The organism is Pseudomonas gingeri (assembly GCF_013386165.1).
Lineage (GTDB): Bacteria > Pseudomonadota > Gammaproteobacteria > Pseudomonadales > Pseudomonadaceae > Aquipseudomonas > Aquipseudomonas gingeri_C.
Map to the genome: position 1 here is coordinate 39,180 of NZ_JACAOS010000012.1, position 20,939 is coordinate 60,118.

Annotated in this window: 22 protein-coding genes and 1 tRNA gene; 11 read left to right on the forward strand and 12 right to left on the reverse strand. The window is 60.7% G+C overall.

What is annotated here, in order from left to right; all coding sequences use genetic code 11:
• Positions 1 to 335 precede the first annotated feature (335 nt).
• Positions 336 to 1,592 carry an NADP-dependent isocitrate dehydrogenase gene (gene icd, locus HX866_RS10705; RefSeq protein WP_177093519.1) on the forward strand — a complete coding sequence of 419 codons (1,257 nt, stop codon included), beginning with the start codon at positions 336 to 338 and terminating at the stop codon, positions 1,590 to 1,592.
• 76 nt (positions 1,593 to 1,668) lie between these two features.
• Here the strand turns inward: icd and cspD are convergent, their stop codons facing one another.
• Positions 1,669 to 1,944 (reverse strand): cold shock domain-containing protein CspD, encoded by a 276-nt coding sequence (gene cspD, locus HX866_RS10710; RefSeq protein ID WP_177139477.1) that lies wholly within the window; start codon positions 1,942 to 1,944, stop codon positions 1,669 to 1,671.
• Positions 1,945 to 2,172: 228 nt separating this feature from the next.
• Here cspD and clpS point away from each other — a divergent pair, with 228 nt between their 5' ends.
• Positions 2,173 to 2,535: an ATP-dependent Clp protease adapter ClpS gene (gene clpS, locus HX866_RS10715; protein WP_177093520.1), complete on the forward strand. Its 363-nt coding sequence runs from the start codon at positions 2,173 to 2,175 to the stop codon at positions 2,533 to 2,535.
• Positions 2,536 to 2,563: 28 nt separating this feature from the next.
• Positions 2,564 to 4,834, forward strand: coding sequence for an ATP-dependent Clp protease ATP-binding subunit ClpA (gene clpA / locus HX866_RS10720; protein ID WP_177093521.1), 2,271 nt, complete (start codon positions 2,564 to 2,566; stop codon positions 4,832 to 4,834).
• A gap of 237 nt (positions 4,835 to 5,071) precedes the next feature.
• Here the strand turns inward: clpA and infA are convergent, their stop codons facing one another.
• The 4 genes from infA to trxB all read right to left on the reverse strand — a co-directional run bounded on the left by infA (position 5,072) and on the right by trxB (position 7,877).
• Positions 5,072 to 5,290, reverse strand: coding sequence for a translation initiation factor IF-1 (gene infA, locus HX866_RS10725; protein ID WP_002553999.1), 219 nt, complete (start codon positions 5,288 to 5,290; stop codon positions 5,072 to 5,074).
• 146 nt (positions 5,291 to 5,436) lie between these two features.
• Complete coding sequence (locus tag HX866_RS10730; protein WP_177093522.1) at positions 5,437 to 6,144, reverse strand: arginyltransferase; 708 nt, start codon at positions 6,142 to 6,144, stop codon at positions 5,437 to 5,439.
• A gap of 102 nt (positions 6,145 to 6,246) precedes the next feature.
• Positions 6,247 to 6,927 (reverse strand): leucyl/phenylalanyl-tRNA--protein transferase, encoded by a 681-nt coding sequence (gene aat / locus HX866_RS10735; RefSeq protein WP_177139479.1) that lies wholly within the window; start codon positions 6,925 to 6,927, stop codon positions 6,247 to 6,249.
• On the reverse strand, positions 6,927 to 7,877 hold the full coding sequence (gene trxB, locus HX866_RS10740) for a thioredoxin-disulfide reductase (RefSeq protein WP_177105243.1): 951 nt from the start codon (positions 7,875 to 7,877) through the stop codon (positions 6,927 to 6,929). Before trxB ends, aat begins: the two co-directional genes overlap by 1 nt.
• A 157-nt stretch (positions 7,878 to 8,034) precedes the next feature.
• On the opposite strand from trxB, the gene ftsK reads away from it, so the two are divergent.
• The 6 genes from ftsK to cysG are packed head-to-tail and all read left to right on the forward strand — an operon-like array spanning position 8,035 to position 15,534.
• The gene (gene ftsK, locus HX866_RS10745; RefSeq protein ID WP_177093525.1) at positions 8,035 to 10,446 is read left to right on the forward strand and encodes a DNA translocase FtsK; all 2,412 of its coding nucleotides are present in this window, start codon (positions 8,035 to 8,037) and stop codon (positions 10,444 to 10,446) included.
• A gap of 57 nt (positions 10,447 to 10,503) precedes the next feature.
• The gene (gene lolA, locus HX866_RS10750) at positions 10,504 to 11,127 is read left to right on the forward strand and encodes an outer membrane lipoprotein chaperone LolA (RefSeq protein WP_177093526.1); all 624 of its coding nucleotides are present in this window, start codon (positions 10,504 to 10,506) and stop codon (positions 11,125 to 11,127) included.
• Between the two features lie 19 nt (positions 11,128 to 11,146).
• Positions 11,147 to 12,472, forward strand: coding sequence for a replication-associated recombination protein A (locus tag HX866_RS10755; RefSeq protein WP_177139481.1), 1,326 nt, complete (start codon positions 11,147 to 11,149; stop codon positions 12,470 to 12,472).
• Positions 12,469 to 12,843: a fluoride efflux transporter CrcB gene (crcB, locus tag HX866_RS10760; RefSeq protein ID WP_121132672.1), complete on the forward strand. Its 375-nt coding sequence runs from the start codon at positions 12,469 to 12,471 to the stop codon at positions 12,841 to 12,843. Before HX866_RS10755 ends, crcB begins: the two co-directional genes overlap by 4 nt.
• 15 nt (positions 12,844 to 12,858) lie before the next feature.
• Positions 12,859 to 14,139, forward strand: a complete 1,281-nt coding sequence (gene serS / locus HX866_RS10765) for a serine--tRNA ligase (RefSeq protein ID WP_177093527.1) — start codon at positions 12,859 to 12,861, stop codon at positions 14,137 to 14,139.
• On the forward strand, positions 14,140 to 15,534 hold the full coding sequence (gene cysG / locus HX866_RS10770; RefSeq protein WP_177139484.1) for a siroheme synthase CysG: 1,395 nt from the start codon (positions 14,140 to 14,142) through the stop codon (positions 15,532 to 15,534).
• Between the two features lie 178 nt (positions 15,535 to 15,712).
• Here cysG and HX866_RS10775 read toward each other — a convergent pair whose 3' ends face one another.
• From HX866_RS10775 to HX866_RS10805, 7 genes are all read right to left on the reverse strand, one after another.
• Positions 15,713 to 16,711 (reverse strand): glutathione S-transferase family protein, encoded by a 999-nt coding sequence (locus HX866_RS10775; RefSeq protein WP_177105246.1) that lies wholly within the window; start codon positions 16,709 to 16,711, stop codon positions 15,713 to 15,715.
• An 88-nt stretch (positions 16,712 to 16,799) separates the two neighbouring features.
• Positions 16,800 to 17,801 (reverse strand): glycosyl transferase family protein, encoded by a 1,002-nt coding sequence (locus HX866_RS10780; RefSeq protein WP_177139486.1) that lies wholly within the window; start codon positions 17,799 to 17,801, stop codon positions 16,800 to 16,802.
• Positions 17,798 to 18,133, reverse strand: coding sequence for a TusE/DsrC/DsvC family sulfur relay protein (locus HX866_RS10785; RefSeq protein WP_177093531.1), 336 nt, complete (start codon positions 18,131 to 18,133; stop codon positions 17,798 to 17,800). The genes HX866_RS10780 and HX866_RS10785 overlap by 4 nt, the downstream gene beginning before the upstream one ends.
• Positions 18,130 to 18,429, reverse strand: a complete 300-nt coding sequence (gene tusB / locus HX866_RS10790) for a sulfurtransferase complex subunit TusB (protein WP_177139488.1) — start codon at positions 18,427 to 18,429, stop codon at positions 18,130 to 18,132. The genes HX866_RS10785 and tusB overlap by 4 nt, the downstream gene beginning before the upstream one ends.
• A complete protein-coding gene (gene tusC, locus HX866_RS10795; protein WP_177105250.1) occupies positions 18,429 to 18,791 on the reverse strand; it encodes a sulfurtransferase complex subunit TusC in 363 nt (120 codons plus the stop codon). Before tusC ends, tusB begins: the two co-directional genes overlap by 1 nt.
• A 1-nt stretch (position 18,792) precedes the next feature.
• A complete protein-coding gene (gene tusD / locus HX866_RS10800) occupies positions 18,793 to 19,185 on the reverse strand; it encodes a sulfurtransferase complex subunit TusD (RefSeq protein ID WP_177123712.1) in 393 nt (130 codons plus the stop codon).
• A 111-nt stretch (positions 19,186 to 19,296) separates the two neighbouring features.
• The gene (locus HX866_RS10805; RefSeq protein ID WP_121132651.1) at positions 19,297 to 19,965 is read right to left on the reverse strand and encodes a Bax inhibitor-1/YccA family protein; all 669 of its coding nucleotides are present in this window, start codon (positions 19,963 to 19,965) and stop codon (positions 19,297 to 19,299) included.
• Positions 19,966 to 20,087: 122 nt separating this feature from the next.
• Here HX866_RS10805 and HX866_RS10810 point away from each other — a divergent pair.
• Both HX866_RS10810 and HX866_RS10815 read left to right on the forward strand, forming a co-directional pair.
• A tRNA-Ser gene (locus tag HX866_RS10810) sits at positions 20,088 to 20,175 on the forward strand.
• 235 nt (positions 20,176 to 20,410) lie between these two features.
• Entirely contained in the window at positions 20,411 to 20,776 is a 366-nt protein-coding gene (locus HX866_RS10815; protein ID WP_177093536.1) for a helix-turn-helix domain-containing protein, read from the forward strand.
• Positions 20,777 to 20,939: the final 163 nt, after the last annotated feature.

The window sequence follows — 20,939 nt, forward strand, 5'->3', positions numbered from 1 at the left end:
AACAACCCGGCTTTTTCGGGCGGAAAGTCTCGTTGTAGAGAGGTCGGCCGGCGTGACCCAATGGTCAGCGGCGCGATTATACATAGGTTGCTGGCAAAACGCCGATGCTTCATAAGCGACTACACTCGTCCATTGGTCTAAAGGTCGCAGGGCAGTCTGTGGCGAGGTGTCGCAAGCAGTGCTCGACTTTGGCGCTTTTAGCTTTGACTTCAAGCTTGTAGGCCGCGAATTCGAGGTTTTTCGCGGCAGATGAGTCGGGTGTGAGGTTCCCAGGCGCAAGCACCTGGGGTACGCTCGAACGCAGCCAGATGTTCAATCCATAGATGGAGTTCAACATGGGATACAAGAAGATTCAGGTTCCGGCCGTCGGCGACAAGATCACCGTCAATCCAGACCATTCTCTCAATGTTCCTGACAACCCGATCATCCCCTTCATCGAAGGCGATGGTATTGGCGTCGATATCAGCCCGGTGATGATCAAGGTCGTCGACGCGGCGGTACACAAGGCCTACGGCGGCAAGCGCAAGATCTCCTGGATGGAAGTCTTTGCCGGCGAGAAGGCCACCCAGGTCTATGACCAGGACACCTGGCTGCCCCAGGAAACCCTGGACGCGGTCAAGGACTACGTGGTTTCCATCAAGGGTCCGCTGACCACTCCGGTCGGCGGCGGTATCCGTTCGCTGAACGTGGCCCTGCGTCAGCAACTCGACCTGTATGTCTGCCTGCGCCCGGTGCGCTGGTTCGAAGGCGTGCCCAGCCCGGTGAAGAAGCCTGGCGATGTCGACATGACGATCTTTCGTGAGAACTCCGAAGACATCTATGCCGGTATCGAATGGAAGGCCGGCTCGCCGGAAGCGATCAAGGTCATCAAGTTCCTGAAGGAAGAAATGGGCGTGACCAAGATCCGTTTCGACCAGGACTGCGGGATCGGCGTCAAGCCGGTGTCGAAAGAGGGCACCCAACGCCTGGCGCGCAAGGCCCTGCAATATGTCGTCGATAACGATCGCCAGTCGCTGACCATTGTGCACAAAGGCAACATCATGAAGTTCACCGAGGGTGCCTTCAAGGAGTGGGCCTACGAAGTGGCGGCCGAAGAATTCGGTGCGACCCTTCTCGATGGCGGTCCGTGGATGCAGTTCAAGAACCCGAAAACCGGCCGCAACGTCGTGGTCAAGGACGCCATCGCCGATGCCATGCTCCAGCAGATCCTGCTGCGTCCGGCCGAGTACGACGTGATCGCGACCCTGAACCTGAACGGTGACTACCTGTCCGACGCCCTGGCCGCCGAAGTGGGCGGTATCGGTATCGCGCCGGGGGCCAACCTGTCCGACACCGTGGCGATGTTCGAAGCGACCCACGGCACCGCGCCCAAGTACGCCGGCAAGGACCAGGTCAACCCCGGTTCGCTGATCCTGTCCGCGGAAATGATGCTGCGACACATGGGCTGGACCGAAGCGGCCGATCTGATCATCAAGGGCACCAATGGCGCCATCGGCGCGAAAACCGTGACCTATGACTTCGAACGTCTGATGGACGGAGCGACACTGGTGTCGTCCTCCGGTTTTGGCGATGCGCTGATCAAGCACATGTAAATCGACCGACGGTAAACGAAAACGCCCGGCCCAAGTGATTGGACCGGGCGTTTCGTTATTCTGAAAGCGTCTGCTTTCAGGCTCTTGCCGTTTCCGCGGGGGCTTGCGCTCCGACGTTCTGCGGCTTTGTCGCGGGCGCTGCGGCGGTCACGAGTTGCCGTATGTTGACCGCATGCAGGCCTTTGGGCCCCTGGATGATCTCAAAGCTTACTGCCTGGCCAGCCTTAAGGGTTTTGTAGCCATCCATCTGGATGGCCGAGTAATGGGCGAACAAGTCTTCATTTTTGCCTTCTTCAATGATGAAGCCGTAGCCCTTGGCATTGTTGAGCCACTTGACTTTACCACTCAGCATGCTCATATCCCTCTGCAAACGACCCCATCACTGGAGTATCATCCAGTTCATCCTTCACTGCGTGAACCAGAAAAACGGTTGACGGTATGGACCTTTATTACCCACTGTGGGCTCTATTGGTTGTAACACCGTTTTGCCGATAGTCAAGGTGGCCTGGCGGGTCAGTGTTGAAATCTGTCCGAAGTGCCCCCATCACTGCAATTGCTCAACTGACGAACCTTTCTTTCCATGCATGCAATCAGCCAGATTCGACTAACATTCAATCAGGATCGCCCGGATTCCCACGACGACGATTCCGCGGGTGTTGCAGTACAGGAATCCAAGCCCGCGCTGCAGGCGCCACCGATGTACAAGGTGGTTTTGTTCAACGATGACTACACACCGATGGATTTCGTCGTCGAAGTGCTCGAGGTGTTTTTTAACCTGAATCGCGAGCTGGCGACCAAGGTCATGCTGGCCGTTCACACAGAAGGACGGGCAGTATGTGGAGTGTTTACCCGCGACATCGCCGAGACCAAGGCCATGCAGGTCAACCAATACGCCAGGGAAAGCCAGCATCCGCTACTCTGTGAAATCGAGAAGGACGGTTAATGCCGACCACTTGGGTATGAGGTGAACTATGTTAAACCGCGAACTCGAAGTCACCCTCAATCTTGCCTTCAAGGAGGCTCGCTCGAAACGTCATGAATTCATGACCGTCGAGCACCTGCTGTTGGCCCTTTTGGATAATGAGGCTGCCGCCACCGTCCTGCGTGCCTGTGGCGCCAATCTCGATAAACTCAAGCACGACCTGCAGGAGTTCATCGACTCCACCACGCCGCTGATCCCCGTCCATGACGAAGATCGTGAAACCCAGCCAACCCTGGGCTTCCAGCGTGTCCTGCAACGTGCTGTCTTCCATGTGCAGAGTTCCGGTAAGCGTGAAGTGACGGGCGCCAACGTGCTGGTCGCGATCTTCAGCGAACAGGAAAGCCAGGCGGTCTTCCTGCTCAAGCAGCAAAGCGTTGCACGTATCGATGTCGTCAACTACATCGCCCATGGCATCTCCAAGGTGCCCGGGCACGGCGATCACTCCGAAGGCGAGCAAGATATGCAGGACGAAGAGGGCGGTGAGTCTTCATCTTCAGGCAATCCGCTGGACGCTTATGCCAGCAATCTGAACGAACTGGCGCGCCAGGGTCGTATCGATCCGCTGGTGGGGCGTGAGCTGGAAGTCGAGCGCGTGGCGCAGATCCTGGCGCGTCGGCGCAAGAACAACCCGCTGCTGGTGGGTGAGGCGGGCGTGGGCAAGACAGCCATCGCCGAAGGCCTGGCCAAACGCATTGTCGACAACCAGGTGCCGGACCTGCTGGCGAACAGCGTGGTCTACTCCCTCGACCTCGGTGCGCTGCTGGCCGGTACCAAATACCGTGGCGATTTCGAGAAGCGCTTCAAGGCGTTGCTCGGCGAGCTGAAAAAACGTCCGCAGGCAATCCTGTTCATCGACGAAATCCACACCATCATCGGTGCGGGTGCTGCTTCCGGCGGCGTCATGGATGCCTCGAACCTGCTCAAGCCGTTGCTTTCCTCGGGTGATATCCGCTGCATCGGTTCGACCACCTTCCAGGAATTCCGTGGCATCTTCGAGAAGGACCGTGCCCTGGCGCGGCGCTTCCAGAAGGTCGATGTGTCCGAACCTTCGGTGGAAGACACCATCGGTATCCTGCGCGGCCTGAAAGGGCGTTTCGAGCAGCACCACAACATCGAGTACAGCGATGAGGCCCTGCGCGCCGCCGCCGAACTGGCGTCGCGTTATATCAATGATCGGCACATGCCGGACAAGGCCATCGACGTGATCGACGAGGCTGGTGCCTATCAGCGCCTGCAACCAGTCGAAAAACGCGTCAAACGCATCGAGGTGCCTCAGGTCGAGGACATCGTGGCGAAGATCGCGCGGATTCCGCCAAAACACGTCACCAGCTCCGACAAGGAACTGCTGCGTAACCTGGAGCGCGACCTGAAGCTGACCGTGTTTGGTCAGGATGCGGCCATCGACTCGCTGTCGACCGCCATCAAACTGTCCCGTGCCGGCTTGAAGTCGCCGGACAAACCGGTCGGTTCGTTCCTGTTCGCCGGTCCCACTGGTGTCGGCAAGACCGAAGCGGCGCGGCAACTGGCCAAGGCGATGGGCATCGAACTGGTGCGCTTCGACATGTCCGAGTACATGGAGCGGCATACCGTTTCGCGTCTGATCGGTGCGCCTCCGGGCTATGTCGGTTTCGACCAGGGCGGTCTGCTGACCGAAGCCATCACCAAGCAACCGCATTGCGTGCTGCTGCTCGATGAAATCGAGAAGGCCCACCCGGAAGTCTTCAACCTGCTGCTGCAGGTGATGGACCACGGGACCCTGACCGACAACAACGGGCGCAAGGCGGACTTCCGCAACGTGATCGTGATCATGACCACCAACGCCGGTGCCGAGACTGCGGCGCGTGCCTCCATCGGCTTCGCGCATCAGGATCACTCCTCCGATGCCATGGAAGTGATCAAGAAGAGCTTCACGCCGGAGTTCCGCAACCGTCTGGACACCATTATCCAGTTTGGTCGCCTCAGCCATGAGGTCATCAAGAGTGTGGTGGACAAGTTCCTTACCGAGCTTCAGGCGCAGCTGGAAGACAAGCGTGTTCAGCTGGAAGTCACCGATGCGGCCCGCAGCTGGCTGGCGGAGGGTGGTTACGACGCCGCGATGGGCGCACGCCCAATGGCGCGTCTGATCCAGGACAAGATCAAGCGGCCATTGGCCGAAGAGATCCTGTTTGGCGAGTTGTCCGACCATGGCGGTGTGGTGCACATCGACATCAAGGATGGCGAGCTGACCTTCGAGTTCGAAACCACGGCTGAAATGGCTTGATGTAAGCCTGCAAGACACAACAAAGGCGCCTTCTGGCGCCTTTGTTGTGTCTGTGATTTTGAAAGCACCGAGTCTCCTGTGGGAGCCGGCTTGCCGGCGATGGCGTCCCTGAGATCAATGCGGGATTCAAGGGCCCCATCGCCGGCAAGCCGGCTCCTACAAAAGAGGCGCGTCAGTCCCTAAAATGTGCACAAACAAAAACGCCCGGCAGTGCCGGGCGTTTTTGTATCGACTTGCTTAGCGAGCGCGGTAAGTGATGCGCCCTTTGCTCAAGTCGTAGGGCGTCAGCTCGACGCGCACTTTGTCACCGGTAAGAATACGAATGTAGTTCTTGCGCATCTTTCCGGAGATATGCGCGGTTACGACGTGCCCATTTTCCAATTCCACGCGAAACATGGTATTCGGCAGGGTGTCGACGACAGTGCCTTCCATTTCGAAGCTGTCTTCTTTCGACATGCAGTAAAGCCCTCGGTGTCCAGTGAATGGCCCGGTGCAACTGCGCCAGGCAAAAGCGGCGTGCATTGTGCCCGAAAAAGGGGGTTCACGCCAAGGGGTTAGTACCTGCCTGGAAAATACAGTTCAATTCAGGCAGGGCCGATGACTTAGCTGAGGGTGACCCAGCGCTGATTGATCAGCAGTTCGATCGGTCGATATTGGGTCTTGTAGTTCATCTTCTTGCAGTTCTTGATCCAATAGCCAAGGTAGACCGCCTCCAGCCCCAGCCGCTGCGCTTCGCCGATCTGCCAGAGGATCGCGTAGCGCCCCAGGCTGCGACGCTCTTCAGCGGGCTCGTAGAAGGTGTAGACCGCGGACAGGCCGTTGGGCAGAAGGTCGGTGACGGCCACGGCCAGCAGGCGCCCTTCCAGGCGGAATTCATAAAAGCGTGAGAACGGCAGGTCGCGCACCAGAAAAGTGGAAAACTGGTCGCGACTGGGTGGGAACATGTCGCCATCGGCGTGGCGCTGTTCGATGTAGCGTTGGTACAGGTCGAAGTATTCCTCGCTGAACTCCGGCTTGACTGCCTTGACCTTGAGCTCGGTGTTGCGCTTGAGGATGCGTTTCTGCTGGCGATCGGGCTGGAACTGCGCCACGGGAATGCGCGCCGGCACGCAGGCGTTGCAGTTCTGGCAGTGTGGCCGGTACAGGTGGTCGCCACTACGACGGAAGCCCATTTCCGACAGGTCTGCGTAGACATGCACATCCATGGGCTGGCTAGGGTCGAGGAACAGCGTGGTCGCCTGCTCTTCGGGCAGATAACTGCAAGAGTGGGGTTGAGTGGCATAAAACTTCAAGCGCGCCAGCTCGGTCATGATCGACCCTCGGAATAAACTTTCAATTGCGTTCAATCAAGTGTAAGCCAGCCTGGGAAAAGACGCCTAGGCGCTGTGTGAAGGTTACCTGAACGTAGTAGGTCAAGGCAGCCAGGTCGCGCTGTTGGGTTGGTCCAGGTGTTCGCTCAGGTAGCGGGCAAAGTCGTCGCGGGGAATGGCCCGGGCGCCCAGGCTGTGCAGGTGGTCGGTGGGCATCTGGCAGTCGATCAGGACAAAACCCGAGGCCTTGAGGTGCCGGACCAGGGTGGCGAAGCCGAATTTCGAGGCGTTGTCGGCACGGCTGAACATGGATTCGCCGAAAAACAACTGACCCATGGCCAGGCCGTAGAGGCCTCCCACCAGCTGATCGTTGTCCCAGACCTCCACCGAGTGGGCGAAACCGCGCTCATGCAACTGCAAGTAGGCGTTTTGCATGGCTTCGGTGATCCAGGTGCCGTCGGCGTAGGTGCGTGGAGCGGCGCAGGCGCGGATCACGGCGGCGAAGTCCTGGTCGAAGGTGACCTGGTAGCGTTGCTGGCGCAGCAGCTTGTTCAGGCTGCGGGACACGTGCAATTCGTCGGGAAACAGCACGGTGCGTGGGTCCGGCGACCACCAGAGGATCGGTTGGCCTTCGGAAAACCAGGGGAAACAGCCATGGCGGTAGGCCTGGATCAGCCGGTCGGCGGACAGATCGCCGCCGGCGGCCAGCAGGCCATTGGGTTCGCGCATGGCCTTGGCCAGGGGCGGGAAGCTCAGGGAGTTGCGTTGTAACCAGGTCAGCATCAGTTATCGTCCAGGAATTTCTCGGCATCCAGTGCCGCCATGCAGCCGGCGCCGGCGGAGGTAACGGCCTGGCGATAGACATGGTCGGCCACATCGCCTGCGGCGAACACCCCGGGGATTTCCGTCGCCGTGGCATTGCCCTCGTTGCCGCCCTGTACCCGCAGGTAGCCGTTGTGCATGCTCAACTGACCTTCGAACAAATCGGTATTGGGTTTGTGCCCGATGGCGATAAACACCCCGGTCAGCGCCAGTTCGCGGGTTTCGCCGGTGTCGCTGTGGCGCAGGCGGGCACCGGTGACGCCACTGGCATCGCCCAGCACTTCATCCAGGTTCTCGTTCCAGTGCAGGCGGATATTACCGTTGGCGGCTTTCTCGAAGAGCTTGTCCTGGAGGATCTTCTCCGAACGCAGCTTGTCCCGGCGATGCACCAGGTGCACTTCCTTGGCGATATTGGCCAGGTACAGGGCTTCCTCGACTGCGGTATTGCCGCCGCCGACCACCGCCACCACCTGGTTGCGGTAAAAGAATCCGTCACAGGTCGCGCAGGCCGAGACGCCCTTGCCGGCAAAGGCTTCCTCGGACGGCAGGCCCAGGTATTGCGCCGAGGCGCCGGTGGCGATAATCAAGGCATCGCAGGTGTAGATACCGCTGTCGCCCTCGAGGATAAAGGGTCGCTGCTGCAACTTGGCGGTGTGAATGTGGTCATAGACGATCTCGGTGTCGAAACGCTCGGCATGCTTTTGCATGCGCTCCATCAACACCGGGCCGGTCAGGCCTTCGACGTCGCCGGGCCAGTTATCGACTTCGGTGGTGGTGGTCAGTTGACCACCGGCTTGCAGGCCGGTAATGACCAAAGGCTTGAGGTTGGCGCGGGCGGCATAAACCGCGGCACTGTAACCGGCCGGGCCGGAACCCAGGATGATCAGGCGTGAATGCTTGGTTGCGCTCATAAAACACCTCATAAGCCTTTGTCACAAAAGAGAATGCGTGCTCAAATTGAACCGCGTGAAAAGTGCTGTCGGTTATGCTACACCCATGCGGTGACAGCGTGGCATCGGGCGGACAAATCCGTACAATGCCGGTTATGTAATGAAGCAGTGAATCATTTTGAAGAAATCCACCGCCACACCCTCTAAAGCAGTCGTTCCGCTCTGGCGGCAGCAGCTGCATTATCGCCTCAAGGAAGGTGCGCTGATCGCTATCGGCGCGTTGTGCCTGTTCCTGATGATGGCTTTGCTGACCTATGGCAAGGACGATCCGGGCTGGAGCCACAACAGCAAGATCGATAACGTGCAGAACTTCGGTGGTCCCGCCGGTTCCTACAGCGCCGACATCCTGTTCATGGTGCTGGGTTATTTCGCCTATGTGTTCCCCTTGCTGCTGGCAATCAAGACCTACCAGATCTTTCGTCAACGCCATGAACCCTGGCAATGGAGCGGCTGGCTGTTTTCCTGGCGGCTGATCGGCCTGGTGTTCCTGGTGCTGTCCGGCGCCGCGCTGGCCCATATCCATTTCCATCAGCCCTTCGGCCTGCCGGCAGGGGCGGGTGGTGCCCTGGGCGAAAGCCTCGGCAACCTGGCGAAAAACGCCCTGAACATCCAGGGCAGCACGCTGCTGTTCATCGCCTTGTTCCTGTTTGGCCTGACGGTGTTCACCGATCTGTCCTGGTTCAAGGTCATGGACGTCACCGGCAAGATCACCCTGGACCTGTTCGAACTCTTCCAGGGCGCACTGAACCGCTGGTGGTCGTCCCGGGTCGAGCGCAAGCAACTGGTGGCGCAACTGCGTGAGGTCGACGACCGTGTTCACGAAGTGGTGGCGCCAAGCGTTCCTGACAAACGCGAGCAGGCCAAGGTCAAGGAGCGCCTGATCGAACGCGAGCAGGCCCTCAGCAAGCACATGTCCGAACGCGAGAAGCAGGTGCCGCCGGTGATTGCCCCGGCGCCGGTGAAACCGCCGCAGCCGAGCAAGCGCGTGGAGAAAGAGAAACAGGCGCCGTTGTTTGTCGACAGCGCCGTGGAGGGCACCTTGCCGCCGATCTCGATCCTTGATCCGGCGGAAAAGAAACAGCTCAACTACTCGCCGGAATCCCTGGCGGCCGTCGGCCACCTGCTGGAAATCAAGCTCAAGGAATTCGGCGTCGAGGTCACGGTGGACTCCATCCATCCAGGCCCGGTGATTACCCGTTATGAGATTCAACCGGCAGCGGGGGTGAAGGTCAGCCGGATCTCCAACCTGGCCAAGGACCTGGCGCGCTCCCTGGCGGTGACCAGTGTGCGGGTGGTGGAAGTCATTCCCGGCAAGACCACCGTGGGCATCGAGATCCCCAACGAGGACCGGCAGATCGTGCGGTTCTCCGAGGTGCTGTCGACCCCCGAGTACGACAACTTCAAATCGCCGGTGACCCTGGCCCTGGGCCATGACATTGGCGGGCGTCCGGTCATCACTGACCTGGCGAAGATGCCGCACCTGCTGGTGGCCGGTACCACCGGTTCCGGTAAGTCGGTGGGCGTGAACGCGATGATCCTGTCGATCCTGTTCAAATCCGGCCCGGAAGACGCCAAGCTGATCATGATCGACCCGAAAATGCTCGAGCTGTCGATCTACGAAGGCATTCCGCACCTGCTTTGCCCGGTGGTCACCGACATGAAGGACGCCGCCAACGCCCTGCGCTGGAGCGTCGCCGAGATGGAGCGACGCTACAAGCTGATGGCGAAGATGGGCGTGCGTAACCTGTCGGGCTTCAATGCTAAGGTCAAGGAAGCCCAGGATGCCGGCACGCCCCTGACCGACCCGCTGTACAACCGCGAAAGCATCCACGATGAAGCGCCGCTGCTGAGCAAGTTGCCGACCATTGTTGTGGTGGTCGACGAATTCGCCGACATGATGATGATCGTCGGCAAGAAGGTCGAAGAACTGATCGCCCGTATCGCCCAGAAAGCCCGGGCCGCCGGTATTCACCTGATTCTCGCGACCCAGCGGCCCTCGGTGGACGTGATCACCGGCCTGATCAAGGCCAACATCCCGACCCGCATGGCGTTCCAGGTATCGAGCAAGATCGACTCGCGGACCATCATCGACCAGGGCGGCGCCGAGCAATTGCTTGGTCACGGTGACATGCTCTACATGCCGCCGGGCACCAGCCTGCCGATTCGTGTGCACGGCGCTTTTGTTTCCGACGATGAGGTCCACCGGGTGGTGGAAGCCTGGAAACTGCGCGGCGCGCCGGAATACAACGACGACATCCTCAACGGCGTCGAAGAGGCCGGCAGCGGCTTCGATGGCGGCAGCGGTGGTGGCGACGGCGACGATGCGGAAACCGACGCGCTCTACGACGAAGCGGTACAGTTCGTCCTGGAAAGCCGCCGGGCCTCGATTTCCGCGGTCCAGCGCAAGCTGAAGATCGGCTACAACCGGGCCGCCCGCATGATCGAGTCCATGGAAATGGCCGGGGTCGTGACCGCGATGAACACCAACGGCTCGCGTGAAGTACTCGCCCCCGGGCCGTCACGCGACTGATTCGTGCCGCGTGGGTTCACGCGGCGCGCCCTTTCAACGAGTTCAATGAGGATTCCCATGCGTTTTATCCGCATGCTGTTGCTGCCGGCTCTGGCCCTGACCACGCTGTCGGCCCACGCCGATCCGAAGGACGTGGCGCGTCTGACCCAATTGCTCGAAAATTCCCAGACCCTGACCGCGCATTTCTCGCAGTTGACCCTGGACGGCGGCGGTACCCAGCTTCAGGAAACCGCTGGCGAGATGACCCTCAAGCGCCCAGGCCTGTTCTACTGGCACACCGATGCGCCGCAGGAGCAGACCATGATCTCCGACGGCCAGAAAGTTACCCTCTGGGACCCGGACCTGGAACAGGTCACCATCAAGAAGCTCGACCTGCGCCTGACCCAGACCCCGGCCCTGTTGCTCTCCGGTGATGTGTCCAAGATCAGCGAAAGCTTCGACATCAGCGCCAAGGAAGCCGGCGGGGTGATTGATTTCGTCCTAAAACCGAAAACCAAGGACACCCTGTTCGACAGCCTGCGCCTGTCGTTCCGTAACGGCCTGATCAACGACATGCAACTGGTCGACAGCGTCGGTCAACGCACCAACCTGCTGTTCACCGGGGTCAAGGCCAACGAACCCATCGACGCCGCCAAGTTCAAGTTCGCCATCCCCAAGGGTGCGGACGTGATCCAGGAATAAGAGGTTTCAGACGCCCGCCATGGACCTGTTCAGCCGTGCCCCGATTGCCCAGCCCCTGGCCGCCCGTTTACGTGCGGCCAACCTGGATGAGTACGTCGGCCAGGAGCACCTGCTGGCTCGTGGCAAGCCGTTGCGTGAAGCCCTCGAGCAGGGTGCGCTGCACTCGATGATCTTCTGGGGCCCGCCGGGGGTCGGCAAGACCACCCTGGCGCGGCTGCTGGCGGAAGTTTCGGACGCTCACTTCGAAACCGTCTCGGCGGTGTTGGCTGGGGTCAAGGAGATCCGCCAGGCGGTGGAAATCGCCAAGCAACAGGCCGGCCAGTACGGCAAGCGGACCATCCTGTTCGTCGACGAAGTGCACCGCTTCAACAAGTCCCAGCAGGACGCCTTCTTGCCCTACGTGGAAGACGGCACGCTGATCTTTATCGGCGCCACCACCGAAAACCCCTCGTTCGAACTGAATAACGCCTTGCTCTCCCGGGCGCGGGTCTATGTGCTGAAAAGCCTCGACGAAGCGGCCCTGAACAAGCTGGTGCAGCGCGCGCTGAGCGAAGAGCGTGGGCTCGGCAAGCGTCAGCTGAGCCTGGGTGACGAAGGCTTCAAGATGCTCCTGTCGGCTGCGGACGGCGACGGTCGGCGGCTGCTCAACCTGTTGGAAAATGCCTCGGACCTGGCCGAAGACGGCGAAGAGATCGGTGTCGAGCTGCTGCAAAGCCTGCTCGGTGATACCCGTCGGCGTTTCGACAAGGGCGGCGAGGCGTTCTACGACCAGATTTCCGCCTTGCACAAGTCGGTGCGCGGCTCCAACCCCGACGGTGCGCTGTACTGGTTCGCGCGCATGCTCGACGGCGGCTGCGATCCGCTCTACCTGGCGCGCCGGGTGGTGCGCATGGCCAGCGAAGATATCGGCAACGCCGACCCGCGCGCCCTTAGCCTGTGCCTCGCGGCCTGGGATGTGCAGGAGCGTCTCGGCAGCCCCGAAGGCGAGTTGGCGGTGGCCCAGGCCATCACCTACCTGGCTTGCGCGCCGAAAAGCAACGCCGTCTATATGGGCTTCAAGGCCGCCATGCGCAGCGCCGCTGAACATGGCTCACTGGAAGTGCCGTTGCACCTGCGCAATGCACCGACCAAGTTGATGAAGCAATTGGGTTACGGCGACGAATACCGCTACGCCCATGACGAACCCGACGCCTATGCGGCGGGCGAGGACTATTTTCCCGAAGAACTGGAACCCCAGCCGTTCTACCAGCCGGTGCCACGTGGGCTGGAATTGAAGATCGGCGAAAAGCTCAATCACCTGGCGGCCCTCGACCGCAATAGCCCGAAACAACGGAGAAAACCTTGATCCGCACCGTCCTTGCCGTCTCCGTCGCCGGTATTATCGGCACCCTGGTGCGCTTCGCCACCGGCAACCTGATCAACGCCAATTGGCCGCGGCACTTCTATACCGCGACATTGGCCGTTAATATCGTGGGCTGCCTGGTGATTGGCGTGCTCTACGGCTTGTTTTTGCTGCGCCCCGAGGTGCCGATTGAGATCCGCGCCGGTTTGATCGTGGGATTTGTCGGCGGCCTGACCACATTTTCATCTTTTTCACTGGATACGGTGCGCCTGCTGGAAAGCGGGCAGGTGCTGATTGCCCTGGGCTATGCGGCCCTCAGCGTATTCGGCGGGCTGCTCGCGACCTGGGCCGGCCTGTCCTTGACCAAACTCTGATAACGAGAAACCGACATGCTCGATTCCAAACTGTTACGTAGCAACCTTCAGGACGTAGCGGATCGTCTGGCCTCCCGTGGCTTCAGCCTTGATGTTGCCCGCATCGAAGCGCTGGAAAACCAGCGCAAGGTGGTACAGACCCGCACTGAACAATTGCAGGCCGAGCGCAATGCGGTTTCCAAGAGTATCGGTCAGGCCAAACAGCGCGGCGAAGACATCGCGCCGCTGATGGCCAGTGTTGAAACCATGGGGACCGAGTTGAGCGAAGGCAAGGTCGCGCTGGACGCGATCCAGGTCGAGCTGGATTCGATCCTGCTGAGCTTGCCGAACCTGCCCCACGAGTCCGTACCGGTGGGTGCCGACGAAGAAGGCAACGTCGAAGTCCGCCGTTGGGGCACGCCGACCGCATTCGACTTCCCGATCCAGGACCACGTGGCCCTGGGCGAGAAGTTCGGCTGGCTGGATTTTGAAACCGCCGCCAAGCTGTCCGGCGCGCGTTTCGCCTTGTTGCGCGGCCCGATTGCCCGCCTGCACCGCGCCCTGGCGCAGTTCATGATCAACCTGCACATCAACGAGCACGGCTATGAAGAGGCCTACACGCCTTATCTGGTCCAGGCGCCGGCGTTGCAGGGCACCGGCCAGCTGCCGAAGTTCGAGGAAGACCTGTTCAAGATCAGCCGCGAAGGCGAAGCCGATCTGTACCTGATCCCGACGGCCGAAGTGTCGCTGACCAACATCGTGTCCGGCGAAATCGTCGATCCGAAATTGCTGCCACTGAAGTTCGTCGCCCACACGCCGTGCTTTCGCAGCGAAGCCGGCGCGTCGGGCCGTGACACCCGCGGCATGATCCGCCAGCACCAGTTCGACAAGGTCGAGATGGTCCAGGTCGTCGAGCCGTCGACTTCCATGCAAGCCCTGGAAGGCCTGACTGCCAACGCCGAGAAGGTCCTGCAACTGCTGGGCTTGCCGTACCGCGTTCTGGCCCTGTGCACCGGCGATATGGGTTTCAGCGCCGTGAAGACCTACGACCTGGAAGTCTGGGTGCCGAGCCAGGACAAATACCGTGAAATCTCGTCGTGCTCCAACTGCGGCGATTTCCAGGCCCGTCGCATGCAAGCGCGTTTCCGCAACCCGGAAACCGGCAAGCCTGAGCTGGTGCACACCTTGAACGGCTCCGGCCTGGCCGTGGGTCGTACCCTGGTGGCGGTGCTGGAAAACTACCAGCAGGCCGACGGTTCGATCCGTGTGCCGGAAGTGCTCAAGCCGTACATGGGCGGCATTGAGGTCATCGGCTAAATGGAATTTCTGCCGCTGTTCCACAACCTGCGGGGCCGCCGTGTGCTGGTGGTTGGCGGGGGGGAGATTGCCTTGCGCAAATCCCGCCTGCTGGCTGATGCCGGTGCTGTGCTGCGGGTTGTCGCGCCCGAGATCGAGGACCAGCTGCGTGAGCTGGTCAGCGGCAGCGGCGGCGAGTTGCTGCTACGGGGTTATCTCGAGTCTGATCTCGATGGTTGCGGGCTGATTATTGCCGCCACTGACGACGAACCCCTCAATGCGCAGGTTTCGGCGGATGCCCATCGGCGCTGCGTGCCGGTCAATGTGGTGGACGCGCCGGCCTTGTGCAGCGTGATCTTCCCGGCGATTGTCGACCGTTCGCCATTGATCATCGCGGTCTCCAGCGGCGGCGATGCGCCGGTGCTGGCGCGCTTGATCCGCGCCAAGTTGGAAACCTGGATTCCCTCGACCTACGGTCAACTGGCCGGTTTGGCGGCGCGTTTCCGCAGCCAGGTCAAAGGCCTGTTTCCGGGTGTGCAACAGCGTCGGGCGTTTTGGGAAGACGTATTCCAGGGCCCAATCGCCGACCGGCAACTGGCCGGGCAGGGCGCTGAAGCCGAGCGCCTGCTGCGGGAGAAAATCAACGGTGCGGCACCGAATGCGCCGGGTGAGGTGTATCTGGTGGGGGCGGGTCCGGGCGATCCGGACCTGCTGACGTTCCGCGCCTTGCGCCTGATGCAACAGGCTGATGTGGTGCTGTATGACCGCCTGGTAGCCCCGGCGATTCTGGAGCTGTGCCGTCGCGATGCGGACCGGATCTATGTCGGCAAGCGTCGCGCCGATCACGCCGTGCCTCAGGACCAGATCAACCAGCAGTTGGTGGACCTGGCGAAACAGGGCAAGCGCGTGCTACGTCTGAAGGGCGGTGATCCGTTTATCTTCGGCCGTGGCGGTGAAGAGATCGAGGAACTGGCGGCCCATGGCATTCCGTTCCAGGTGGTGCCGGGGATCACGGCGGCCAGCGGTTGCTCGGCTTATGCCGGGATTCCGTTGACCCATCGCGATTACGCGCAGTCGGTGCGTTTTGTGACGGGTCACCTGAAGGACGGTTCCACGGATCTGCCCTGGATGGACCTGGTGGCGCCGGCGCAGACCCTGGTGTTCTACATGGGCTTGGTGGGTTTGCCGGTGATCTGTGAGCAGTTGATTGCCCATGGTCGTTCGGCACAGACGCCAGCGGCGTTGATCCAGCAGGGCACCACGAGCAATCAGCGGGTGTTTACTGGCACCTTGGCCAACCTGCCGCAACTGGTGGCGGAGCATGAAGTGCATGCGCCGACCCTGGTGATCGTTGGGGAAGTGGTGCAATTGCGCGAGAAGCTGGCCTGGTTCGAAGGGGCTCAGTCCCAGGTTTGACGCTGAGCCCTACTGTAGGGCCTGGGCTTGATGATGTTTTGCTTTGAAACACCGTCCTGTAGGAGCCGGCTTGCTGGCGATAGCGGCCGATCAGTCGATGCAAGGCTCACCGGCCTCATCGCCAGCAAGCCGGCTCCTACAGGTTTTGCGCCATTTTCAAATGCGGGTTCACACGCCCTCAGCTTTTCCAGACCCCATGCCCCACCAGTCGCTCGCGATCATGCTCGGCCATGAAGTCCTGCGCCGGCCCCTTGGGCACGATCCCGGTGGGATTGATGGTCCGGTGACTGGCGTAGTAATGGTTCTTGATATGGGTAAAGTCCACCGTCTCGGCCACACCCGGCCATTGAAACAACTCCCGCAGCCAGTTCGACAGATTCGGATAATCGGCAATCCGTCGCAGGTTGCATTTGAAGTGGCCGTAGTACACCGCGTCGAAACGGATCAGCGTGGTGAACAGTCGGATATCCGCTTCGGTCAGGTAGGCTCCCGCGAGGTAACGGTTCTCCCCCAGATGCCATTCCAGATGCCTCAGTTCGCCGAACACATCATCGAAGGCGGCTTCATACGCTTCCTGTGACGTGGCGAACCCGGCCCGATAGACACCATTGTTTACCGCCGGATAAATCCGCTCATTCCAGCTGTCGATCAGCGGCCGTAATGCGTCGGGATAGAAATCCAGTCGATTGCCGGTCAACCCATTGAACGCGCTGTTGAACATGCGGATGATTTCCGACGATTCATTGCTGACAATCCGTTGCAACTGCTTGTCCCACAGCACCGGTACGGTCACGCGGCCGGTGTAGTCGAAGGTGTCGGCGGTGTAGCGCTGGTGCATGAAGGTCTGGTTATCGAGCGCATCGCCGCTGGAGCCGTAGGCCTTGTCGAAGGTCCAGCCATTCTCCAGCATCAACCAGCTGACCACCGACACATCGATCAGGCTTTCCAGGCCCTTGAGCTTGCGCAGGATCAAGGTGCGGTGGGCCCATGGACAGGCCAGGGAGACATAAAGGTGATAACGCCCGGCTTCGGCCTTGAAGCCGCCTTCGCCGCTGGGGCCTGGGCGGCCATCGGCGGTCACCCAGTGGCGGCGTTGCGCCTGTTCGCGCTGGAAGGCGCCGTCTTTACTGCTTTCGTACCACTGGTCATGCCAGCGGCCGTCGATCAAAAGGCCCATCGGAAACTCCTCGGCAAGTGTGCTTTGGAGCCCAGTCTAAAGGCCTTAGTTCGAATAAATAGCGCAAACCCTGGGGGTTAATGATCGATTAGATCGATCTATTCCGCGCATCCCAGTAGCGGCGGGCCTGTTCGAAGGCCTGTTCGCGAGGTGTGCCAAGACCGCGCAGGGCCAGAGCCATGGTCGAGATCAGCGCAAGTTGTGGATAGCTGTCCTCGACGTCGCCGCGCCAGATCGCCTTGAGGTGTTCAGGCTCCAGGGTGGCCGGTTTCACATGGCGTTGCTCGGACAGCGCCGGCCATTCCTCGTCCCAGCTTTCACCGCCGGTGGTGCTGTAGAGATGGCTGCTGCTGTCCGGATTGACCTCGATTTCGCCGCCGTCGCCCTTGATCACGATCACCGTATCCCCCAGCAGGCCGCTGGCATCGCGGTGCACCGCCTGGTAGCCGGGATGGAAGATGCTTTGCAGGCCGCAGCGTGCGCCCAATGGATTGAGCAGGCGCGCCAGGGAATGGATCGGTGAACGCAGGCCGAGAATGTTGCGCAGATCGATCATCCGCTGCAACGGCGCGGCCCAGTCGCCCAGAGGCATAAAGGCAATATTGCCCTGGCCGATGGCCTGTTCCACACCCGCCCAATCGCGGCAGAGTGGAATCTGCAGGGTTTCGAGCAACTGCTCGGTGTACAGCCGGCCGGCGGTGTGGGCGCCGCCGCCGTGCATGAAGATCCTGATGCCATTTTGCGCCAGGCACTTGGCGGCCAGCAGGTACCAGGGCAGGTGGCGCTTCTTGCCGGCGTAGCTTGGCCAGTCCAGGTCGATCGCCAGCTTGGGCGCCTGCAGGCGCTCGCGCAGGGCTTCGGTGAAACCGGCGAGTTCCTCCGGGCTTTCTTCCTTGTGGCGCAACAGCATCAGGAAGGCACCGAGCTGGGTGTCCTCGACCTTGCCGTCCAGCAGCATACCCATGGCCTCGCGGGCTTCTTCACGGGTCAGGTTGCGGGCGCCACGCTTGCCTTTGCCGAGGATGCGGACGAACTGGGCAAACGGGTGCTCGGCGGGCGTTTCGGTGATCAACGGGGTGTATTCGGTCATAAGCAATTCGTCGGTTTGGGCAGGCCCGCCAGCTTGGCGGCGAGTTTGGCGGGAGTGCCTTTGAACAAGCGATTGAGGTGCAGGCTGTTGCCTTTCTCGGTGCCCAGCTTCAAAGCGGTGTACTTGATCAGCGGACGGGTCGCGGGGGAGAGCTCGAACTCGCGATAGAAACCCCTCAGCAGTTCAAGGATTTCCCAGTGCTCGGGGCTCAGCTCCAGCTCTTCGCGGGTGGCCAGGGCGGTGGCGACTTCCGGCGACCAGTCGCTCAGTTCGACCAGGTAGCCGTCCTTGTCCAGGGCGATGGCCTGCCCGTTGACGGTCAGCGTGTTCATAGCCAGGTGTTGACCTTGTCGTAACGGATCGACAGTTCGACGAACGCCGGATAGTCAACGCTGGTGGCCCAGGCCGGGCATGCCAGGCCGCGGGCTTGCAGGTCTTCGTCAAGCAGGAACAGGTGCAGCTCAGCAGAGCGTTCTTCCAGCGCCTCAAGCGGCAGGCTGCGCGGTTGCACGGCGTGCACCGCGTCGCCACAGAGCAGCAACGCATCCTCGCTGCCCAGCAGGCGCAGGCAACTGCCCAGGCGACTGTCGGTAAAAGGGGAGTGGGACAACACATGCAAGGTCGACATCAGAGGGTGATCACCTGGTCATAACGGTTAACAAGGGCACTGAGCTGTTCAGCGCTGAGCACCTCAAGGTCCTCGCCGGCGACCTGGGTCGGGAAAATCCCGCGGTCGGCCAGGCTGTCGGCGCAGGCGTAGAGCGCATCGATACCAAACAGCGACAGAGCCTGGAGGTTGGCGGTCAGGTCTTTCTGTTGCAGGGCCTTGGCGTTCTGCCCGGGCATCAGTTGGAACACGCCATCGTCCATGAACAGCAGGCCGATGGGCAGATCGAACGCACCGCCAGCCAACACTATATCCAGCGCTTCGCGGGCGGCCGGGCCGGACCAAGGGGCCTGGCGGCTGATAATCAGCAGGGACTTCGGCATCTCAAGGCCCTCCGAAACAGATCAAGCGGTCAGCGCTTTGCACCGCATCATGTAACTGGCCGAGGCCGGACAAGGCCCAGGGCGCCGTCAGGTTGACCGCCGAGCGTTGATAGCGCTGGGCTTCTTCGTCGTTCAGCACGCCACGGCGCAAGGCCGCCGCGATGCAGACCACGCCATCGAGTTGGTGTTGGCTGACGAAGTCGGCCCATTGCCGGGGCAGATCCTGCTCGTCCTGTGGCGTGACCACACTGCTTGACGCGCTGTGCACGCCGTCTTGATAAAAGAACAGCCGCACAATCTCATGCCCACCGGCGAGCACGGCCTGGGCAAACAGCAGGGCGCGGCGGGAGGAGGGCGCGTGGGGCGCGGAAAACAGCGCAATGGCAAACTTCATGGGGGACTCTGTCAGCAAACCTGAACTCATGATAAAGCCAGAACCCCCAAGAAGCTAAATCGGGGACAAGAAAAAGCCCGCCGAAGCGGGCTTTTTGCTTAACGGCTGCGATCAGTCATCGCGGCCCATGATGCCGAAGATCTGCAACAGGCTGATAAACAGGTTGTAGATCGACACATACAGGCTGATGGTCGCCATGATGTAGTTGCGTTCCCCGCCCTGGATGATGGCGCTGGTCTGGAAGAGGATGCAGACCGAGGAGAACAGCACGAAACCGGCGCTGATCGCCAGTTGCAGGCCGCTGATGTGGAAGAACATGCTGGCCAGGGTCGCGCCCAGCAGGACGAAGAAACCGACGGTGATGAAGCCGCTGAGGAAGCTCATGTCCTTGCGGGTGATCAGCACGTAGGCCGAGAGGCCGCCGAAGACCAGCGCGGTCATGGCGAAGGCCGAGCTGACCACTTCAGCGCCGCCCTGCATACCCAGGTAGCGGTTGAGGATCGGGCCGAGCAGATAGCCCATGAAGCCGGTCAGGGCGAAGGTGGAAACCAGGCCCCAGGCCGAGTCACGGAGTTTGTTGGTGAGGAAGAACAGCCCGTAGAAGCCGATCAGCACCACGAATACGTTCGGGTAGCCGACGTGCATCTGTTGGGAAATGAAGGCCGTCAGACCACTGAAGGCGAGGGTGAGGGCCAGAAGGCTGTAGGTGTTGCGCAGGACGCGGCTAACTTCTAGCTGCTCAGCCTGCACGCTGTTAACGGCATAATCCTGTTCGCGCATGGCGACACTCCTTCGGGTTTGAAATGTTTAGTCTAAAAGATCATACCAGAGGCTCTGTAACAAGCTATCACGAGAGTTTGACAGCGTGTTTCATTCCGGTATTATGGCGCCCGCAGTACATAGGAGGTGTGGCCGAGTGGTTTAAGGCAGCAGTCTTGAAAACTGCCGACTGTAACAGGTCCCAGAGTTCGAATCTCTGCGCCTCCGCCATATCGAGATACCTCAAAGCCCCGGAATCCGGGGCTTTGTCGTTTCTGGGGGTTGTGAATACTCCACTCATTATCTACAACTGACCCCACCCCGGCGGGGCTGTTGCGTTGGAAAATTGTACGAGAGGCCTGTGCTCAGCGAGCGTGGGTGTCCTGTAGGAAATAGTCGTAGAAGTCTCACTTCTGGCAGCAAGCGCCATACCATTTGGTGGGTTGCAGCTATTTGAGGTTTTCAAATGACTTGTTTTGCCGAACGGTTGAGGTGCGAGAGAAAGCGCCTGGGATTCACGCAGCGCCAGCTAGCCCATTTAGGTGGGGTAGAAGCGGGTGCCCAGATCCACTACGAAAATGGGCAAAGGGCACCCAGGGTTGGTTATCTGGAGGCCATCTCGGAGGTTGGGGTCGATCTGACGTATCTACTGACCGGTAGGCTGGGTCCAATCAGTTCCGACACCCTGAGTACGGAGGAAATGAGATTGCTGGCCTGTTATCGAGGTATGGCGCCGAATGATCGGGCGGCGCTGCGCCAGTTGGCCGACAGTGTGGTGAAAGTGCCCAGGCCACCACAGTTGTATCTGGTTCCACCCGTTGACCCACGCTGAGGTTCGCGAAAAGACCGCGCTCATCCCGTTAAACCTGGAAGGGGCGACCGGGCCTGTTGCGTCAACATCAGGCCCGGCCGTCAAGCCCGCCGAACTGCCTGCAAGTCCAGCCACGTTTCTGTAGAGAAAACCCGCAAGCCAGAGGCTTCGCGGGTTTTTTATG

Coding starts and splice junctions, on each gene's coding strand:
- icd (WP_177093519.1), top strand. CDS start 336: ATGGGATACAAGAAGATTCAGGTTCCGGCCGTCGGCGACAAGATCACC.
- cspD (WP_177139477.1), bottom strand. CDS start 1,944: ATGCTGAGTGGTAAAGTCAAGTGGCTCAACAATGCCAAGGGCTACGGC.
- clpS (WP_177093520.1), top strand. CDS start 2,173: ATGCATGCAATCAGCCAGATTCGACTAACATTCAATCAGGATCGCCCG.
- clpA (WP_177093521.1), top strand. CDS start 2,564: ATGTTAAACCGCGAACTCGAAGTCACCCTCAATCTTGCCTTCAAGGAG.
- infA (WP_002553999.1), bottom strand. CDS start 5,290: ATGTCGAAAGAAGACAGCTTCGAAATGGAAGGCACTGTCGTCGACACC.
- HX866_RS10730 (WP_177093522.1), bottom strand. CDS start 6,144: ATGACCGAGCTGGCGCGCTTGAAGTTTTATGCCACTCAACCCCACTCT.
- aat (WP_177139479.1), bottom strand. CDS start 6,927: ATGCTGACCTGGTTACAACGCAACTCCCTGAGCTTCCCGCCCCTGGCC.
- trxB (WP_177105243.1), bottom strand. CDS start 7,877: ATGAGCGCAACCAAGCATTCACGCCTGATCATCCTGGGTTCCGGCCCG.
- lolA (WP_177093526.1), top strand. CDS start 10,504: ATGCGTTTTATCCGCATGCTGTTGCTGCCGGCTCTGGCCCTGACCACG.
- HX866_RS10755 (WP_177139481.1), top strand. CDS start 11,147: ATGGACCTGTTCAGCCGTGCCCCGATTGCCCAGCCCCTGGCCGCCCGT.
- serS (WP_177093527.1), top strand. CDS start 12,859: ATGCTCGATTCCAAACTGTTACGTAGCAACCTTCAGGACGTAGCGGAT.
- cysG (WP_177139484.1), top strand. CDS start 14,140: ATGGAATTTCTGCCGCTGTTCCACAACCTGCGGGGCCGCCGTGTGCTG.
- HX866_RS10775 (WP_177105246.1), bottom strand. CDS start 16,711: ATGGGCCTTTTGATCGACGGCCGCTGGCATGACCAGTGGTACGAAAGC.
- HX866_RS10780 (WP_177139486.1), bottom strand. CDS start 17,801: ATGACCGAATACACCCCGTTGATCACCGAAACGCCCGCCGAGCACCCG.
- HX866_RS10785 (WP_177093531.1), bottom strand. CDS start 18,133: ATGAACACGCTGACCGTCAACGGGCAGGCCATCGCCCTGGACAAGGAC.
- tusB (WP_177139488.1), bottom strand. CDS start 18,429: ATGTCGACCTTGCATGTGTTGTCCCACTCCCCTTTTACCGACAGTCGC.
- tusC (WP_177105250.1), bottom strand. CDS start 18,791: ATGCCGAAGTCCCTGCTGATTATCAGCCGCCAGGCCCCTTGGTCCGGC.
- tusD (WP_177123712.1), bottom strand. CDS start 19,185: ATGAAGTTTGCCATTGCGCTGTTTTCCGCGCCCCACGCGCCCTCCTCC.
- HX866_RS10805 (WP_121132651.1), bottom strand. CDS start 19,965: ATGCGCGAACAGGATTATGCCGTTAACAGCGTGCAGGCTGAGCAGCTA.
- HX866_RS10815 (WP_177093536.1), top strand. CDS start 20,411: ATGACTTGTTTTGCCGAACGGTTGAGGTGCGAGAGAAAGCGCCTGGGA.